Source organism: Sporichthyaceae bacterium (assembly GCA_036269075.1).
In the GTDB taxonomy this organism is placed as follows: Bacteria; Actinomycetota; Actinomycetes; order Sporichthyales; family Sporichthyaceae; genus DASQPJ01.
On record DATASX010000121.1, the window covers coordinates 1 to 5,700 of the forward strand.

A 5,700-nucleotide genomic window follows, 5' to 3' on the forward strand; every position below is an offset into this window, starting at 1 on the left:
CCACCAGGCAACCGAACAGGCCCACGACCTGCGGGGCGAGCACGAGCACGGCCAGCGTCGCGACCTCCCACCGCACCCGGCCCAGCGCGGCGCGCAGCTCGCGAGGGCGCGGCTCCGGATCGGCGGCCACCGGCGCCGTGCCTTGTGCCGTCCCGTCGTACGGGTCGCCGACCGGCACCCAGGGCGACGGCGTGGTCTCACTCCAGGGGTCGCCGCGCGCATCCTCGTCGAACCCGAACCGGCCCGCCGGCAGCCCGCGGAACTGCCCGGGCACGCGGCCCAGCGCTGCCTGCTCGGCGAGTGAATCGTCGCCGGTTTGCCCGGTCATGTTCCGATGCTTCCCGAGCTCGCGGCCCTGCCCCGGTTGCCACGCGGGTCGCGGCCACCTCGGTGCCGTAACTTAGTTCGGATGAGCACCGTGGAGAACGGCCGGCCCAGGACGCTGGCCGACGACCTCCGCGGGCGTTCGGACGCCGAGTTGGAGGCGTTGTTCGGACACCGTCCGGACCTGCTGGCCCCGGTCCCGGCGGACATGACCGCGTTGGTCGCCCGGGCCACCACCCGACTGTCGTTGCTCAGGGCGTTGGACCGTCTCGACCGGTTCACGTTGCAGGTGCTCGACGCGCTCAGCTTCGCGGGCGACCCGGCCCGTCCGGCCGACCTGGCCCGGCTGGTCCCGGCCCCGGCCGCCGACCTGGACCGCGCGGTGGCGGCGCTGCGGGAGACCGCGCTGGTGTGGGGCGACCCGGAGGAACTGCACGTGGTCCGCGCTGTCCGAGAGGTGCTCGGTACCAGCCCAGGTGGCACCGGTCCACCGCTGGCCGCCGCGCTGGCCGGGTTCCCGCCCGGGCGACTGCAGCACCTGCTCGGCGAGCTGGGCCTGCCGGGCACCCCGGACCCCCCGAGTGCGTTGGAATGCCTGCGGGAGACCCTCGGGGAGACCGAGTCGCTGGCCCGACTGCTGACGAGCGCCCCGCCCGGGGCGCTCGAACTGCTCGACAAGGTCGACGCAGTCGGCAACGGCGTGGTCGGACGCATCGACCGGGCGCCGACCGGCGCGGAGTCCGGGGCCGCGTTGGAGTGGTTGTTGGCCCGGGGCGTGCTGATCGCACTGAACGCCGACACCGTGGTGCTACCGGCCGAGGTCGGCGTCGCCCGGCGCGGTGGCGCGCTCTACCCGCACGCGCAGGTGGCTCCGCCGACGCCGGCGCCGGTCGAGGTCGGCGTCAAGGTCGCGGACGCGGCCGGAGTCGGCCAGGTGATGAACACCGTCCGGCAGGTGGAGCAGCTGCTCGAGGCCTGGTCGCTGGACCCGCCCGGGGTGCTGCGCTCCGGCGGCGGCCTGGGCGTGCGCGACCTCAAGCGCGTCCAGACGCTGCTCGACGCGGAGCCCGCGCAGGCCGCCGCGACCATCGAATTGGCCTACGTCACCGGGCTGGTCGCGGCCGAGGATCACGACGCCGGGCTGTACCTGCCAACGCCCGGGTACGACCAGTGGCTCGCCGCCGGCACCGCTGGGCGGTGGACGCAGCTCGTCCAGGCCTGGCTGCGCACCAGCCGGGTCGCGGCCCTGGTGGGCACCCGGACCGACGTCGGCGGCCCCCGCGACCGGCCCCTGCCCGCGCTCGGCGCCGACCTGGACCGGGCCTGGGCGCCCGGGCTGCGGCGGGCCACGATCGAGGAACTCGCCGCGCTGCCGAACGGGACCAAGGCCACGGCCGCCGACGTGCTGGCCCGGCTGGCCTGGCGGGCACCGCGCCGGACCGGCGTGCTGCACGAGGTGTTCGTCCGCGCCACGCTCAACGACGCCGCCCGCCTCGGTGTCACCGGGTCCGGCGCACTGACCACCTTCGGCCGGGCGGTGCTCGACGACGACCCGGCCGGGGCCACAGCACGCCTTGAACGGGCGCTGCCGGACCCGGTCGAACAGGTGCTGATCCAGGCCGACCTGACCGCCGTCGCGCCCGGGCCGCTGCGCCGCGATCTGGCGACCGAACTGGGGTTGGTGGCCGAGGTCGAGTCGACCGGCGCGGCCACCGTCTACCGCTTCACCGACGCCTCCGTGCGCCGGGCGCTGGACGCCGGACGAAGCGCCGCAGAGGTCCACGAGTTCCTCGCCGGGGTCTCCCGCACACCGGTGCCACAGCCGTTGAGCTACCTGGTCGACGACGTGGCCCGCCGCCACGGCCGGATCCGCGTCGGCAACGCCGGCAGCTATCTGCGTTGTGACGACGCGGGCGTGGTCAACGAACTGCTGGCCCACCGGGGTACCGTCCTGCTGGGGCTGCGCCGCCTGGCGCCGACCGTGCTGGCCGCCGAGGTCGCACCGGAGTCGCTGCTGGCCCGGCTCCGCGAGCTCGGGTACGCACCGATGACCGAGTCGGCGGTGGGCACTGTGATCGTGACCCGGCCCAACGTGCGACGCACCGGCCGACGGAGCCCGCCGCGTCCGGTGGCCGCCGGTCTGACCCCGGCGCCGGGGTTGGCCACCGCCGCCGTGCGCGCGCTGCGGGCCGGCGACCGAGCCGCCGCCACGGGCCGGCGGGTTGCCGCGGAGGCGATCGGTTCGATCTCGACCGGATCGGCCACCCACGGCGGATCGCTCGGCCTGACCCTCGAGCGGTTACGGACCGCGGTCTCGTCGGGGGCGTCGGTCTGGGTCGAGTACGTCGGCGAGGACGGCACGGCGAGCGAACGCATCGTCGACCCGCTGGCGCTGGACGGCGGCCTGCTCTCGGCCTACGACCACCGGATGGCCAAGGTCCGCTACTTCAAGGTCTCCCACATCCGCGCCGTTGCCGACGCCTGACCCCTTCCGGTCGCACTTCTGCTGCCCGTCCCACCTATCGCGAGCCTTGGACAGGTGGGGCAGGCCGCAGAAGTCGCGAAAAAACTTGGCCTCAGCGGACCAGGCGGAAGAACTTGCGCAGTTCGTCGGCGTAGGTCTCGGGGACCTCGAGCGAGGCGAAGTGCCCGCCTTGGGTCAGGTCGGTGTTCCAGTACCGCAGGTCGCGGAAGCGCGCCTGCGCCCAGGAGCGCGGGATCTTCGCGATCTCCTTGGGGAAGATCGAGGCACCGGTGGGAACTGACACCGGGTCAGATCCCAGGTGACGCGGGAAGCTCTCCCAGTAGATGCGGGCCGACGACGCGCCGGAGGCCGTCAGCCAGTACGTCATCACGTTGTCCAGAACGGTGTCGCGATCGACTGCGGTCTCGAAGTCGCCGTCGTGGTCGGTCCAGGCCCAGAACTTGTCGAGGATCCACGTCAACTGCGCGACCGGGGAGTCGACCAGGCCGTAGCCCACGGTCTGCGGGCGGGTGGACTGGATCGCCGAGTAGCCCGAGCCACGCTTGCGGAACTCCGCGGTGCTCGCCAGTCCGGCCTGTTCGTCCTCGGTGACCGGTGCCTCGGGCACCTCGGGCGCCCGCGGTAATGTGAGGTGGATCCCGACGACGTGCCCGGGGTCGTGCGTGCCGAGCGCGGCGGTGATGAATGCTCCCCAGTCCCCGCCCGCGGCGCCGTACCGGGTGATTCCCTGACGGGCCATCAGTTCGGTCCAAGCCTTCGCGATCCGCTCGACGCTCCAGCCGTCCGCGGTCGGCTTGCCGCTCCAGCCGAACCCGGGCAGCGTCGGGCAGATGACGTGGAAGGCGTCGGCCGGATCCGGCGGGTCGGTCAGCAGCGGGATCACGTCGAGGAACTCCACGACCGACCCGGGCCAGCCGTGGGTCAACAGCAGCGGCAACGCGTCGGGGTGCGGCGAGCGCGCGGTGAGCATATGGATCGAGCAACCGTCGAGCTCGACGAGCGCCTGCGGATGGACGTTGAGCCGCCGCTCCAGCCGCGCCATGTCGTACCCGTGCGCCCAGTGCTCGGCGACCTGCCGGGCCACGGCCAGCGGGACGCCCTGCGACCAGTCGTCGACAGTCTCCGGCTCCGGCCAGCGCGTCCGGGCCAGCGCCGCGCGCAGGTCCGCAACCACCGCCGGATCGACCCGGACCTGGAACGGGACCCCGACATCGTCCATCGCACCATCGTGGTGGGTAACAATGAACGGATGAGCGACGGCCCCCTGATCGTCCAGTCCGACAAGACCCTGCTGCTCGAGGTCGACCACCCGGGCGCGCCGGACTGCCGCCGGGCGATCGCGCCGTTCGCTGAACTCGAACGCTCCCCCGAGCACGTGCACACCTACCGGCTGACCCCGCTGGGCCTGTGGAACGCCCGGGCCGCCGGGCACGACGCCGAGCAGGTCATCGACGCGCTGCTGAAGTACAGCCGTTACGCCGTCCCGCACTCGCTGCTGGTCGACATCGCCGAGACCATGGCCCGCTACGGGCGCCTGCGCCTGGAGAAGCATCCGGTCCACGGCCTGGTGCTGGTCACCACCGACCGCCCGGTGCTCGAGGAGGTGCTGCGGAGCAAGAAGGTCGCGCCGCTGGTCGGCGCCCGGGTCGACCCGGACATGGTGGTCGTCCACCAGTCCGAGCGCGGAAACATCAAGCAGACCCTGCTGAAGCTCGGCTGGCCCGCCGAGGACCTGGCCGGCTACGTCGACGGCGAGGCGCACCCGATCGCGCTGGACGAGACCGACTGGAAGCTGCGCGACTACCAGCGCCAGGCGGTCGAGGGTTTCTGGCACGGCGGGTCGGGAGTCATCGTGCTCCCCTGCGGCGCAGGCAAGACCCTGGTCGGAGCCGCCGCGATGGCCCAGGTGCAGGCGACCACGTTGATTCTGGTCACCAACACGGTCTCGGCCCACCAGTGGCGCACCGAGCTGATCAAGCGCACCTCGCTGACCGCGGAGGAGATCGGCGAGTACTCCGGCCAGCGCAAGGAGATCCGCCCGGTCACGATCGCCACCTACCAGGTGCTCACGACCAGGCGGAAGGGCGTCTACGCGCACCTCGAACTCTTCGACGCGCGCGACTGGGGCCTGATCGTCTACGACGAGGTCCACCTGCTGCCGGCCCCGATCTTCCGGCTGACCGCCGACCTGCAGGCCCGTCGGCGCCTCGGCCTGACCGCGACGTTGGTGCGCGAGGACGGCCGCGAGGGCGACGTGTTCTCGCTGATCGGCCCGAAGCGCTACGACGCCCCGTGGAAGGACATCGAGGCGCAGGGCTACATCGCGCCGGCCGACTGCGTCGAGGTACGTGTCACCCTGACCGAGCACGAGCGCCTTCTGTACGCGACGGCCGAACCCGAAGAGCGCTACCGGCTCGCGGCGACGACCGAAACGAAGATGAAGGTGATCGAGGCACTCGCCGCCCGGCACGCTGACGACCAGTTGCTCGTCATCGGCCAATATCTCGACCAGCTCGACGAATTAGGCGAGCGCCTCGGCGTCCCGGTCATCAAGGGTGACACCACAGTGAAGGAGCGCGAGCGGCTTTACGACCTGTTCCGAACTGGTGAGATCACCACGCTGGTCGTGTCGAAAGTGGCCAACTTCTCGATCGACTTGCCGGAGGCATCGGTCGCCATTCAAGTGTCGGGATCCTTCGGCTCGCGTCAAGAAGAGGCGCAGCGTCTCGGGCGGTTGCTGCGTCCGAAGCACGACGGTCGCACCGCACGTTTCTACGCGGTCGTCGCGCGCGACACGATCGACCAGGAGTACGCCGCGCACCGCCAGCGATTCCTGGCCGAGCAGGGCTACGCGTACCGAATCATCGACGCCGACGACATCCTGGCCGGCG

At 72.2% G+C, this 5,700-nt stretch carries 4 protein-coding genes; 2 read left to right on the forward strand and 2 right to left on the reverse strand.

Annotation, left to right across the window (positions count from 1 at the left end):
* A partial coding sequence (locus VHU88_23060) for a hypothetical protein (GenBank protein HEX3614585.1) occupies positions 1–328 on the reverse strand: 328 nt, incomplete at its 3' end.
* An 81-nt stretch (positions 329–409) separates the two neighbouring features.
* Here VHU88_23060 and VHU88_23065 point away from each other — a divergent pair.
* Positions 410–2,809 carry a helicase-associated domain-containing protein gene (locus tag VHU88_23065; protein ID HEX3614586.1) on the forward strand — a complete coding sequence of 800 codons (2,400 nt, stop codon included), beginning with the start codon at positions 410–412 and terminating at the stop codon, positions 2,807–2,809.
* Between the two features lie 91 nt (positions 2,810–2,900).
* Here VHU88_23065 and VHU88_23070 read toward each other — a convergent pair whose 3' ends face one another.
* Positions 2,901–4,028 carry an epoxide hydrolase gene (locus tag VHU88_23070; GenBank protein ID HEX3614587.1) on the reverse strand — a complete coding sequence of 376 codons (1,128 nt, stop codon included), beginning with the start codon at positions 4,026–4,028 and terminating at the stop codon, positions 2,901–2,903.
* A 30-nt stretch (positions 4,029–4,058) separates the two neighbouring features.
* On the opposite strand from VHU88_23070, the gene VHU88_23075 reads away from it, so the two are divergent.
* On the forward strand, positions 4,059–5,700 hold a 1,642-nt coding region (locus tag VHU88_23075; GenBank protein HEX3614588.1), incomplete at its 3' end, for a DNA repair helicase XPB.

Excerpts from the sequence above, each read along its gene's own strand:
- VHU88_23065 (HEX3614586.1), top strand. The coding sequence starts at position 410 with ATGAGCACCGTGGAGAACGGCCGGCCCAGGACGCTGGCCGACGACCTC.
- VHU88_23070 (HEX3614587.1), bottom strand. The coding sequence starts at position 4,028 with ATGGACGATGTCGGGGTCCCGTTCCAGGTCCGGGTCGATCCGGCGGTG.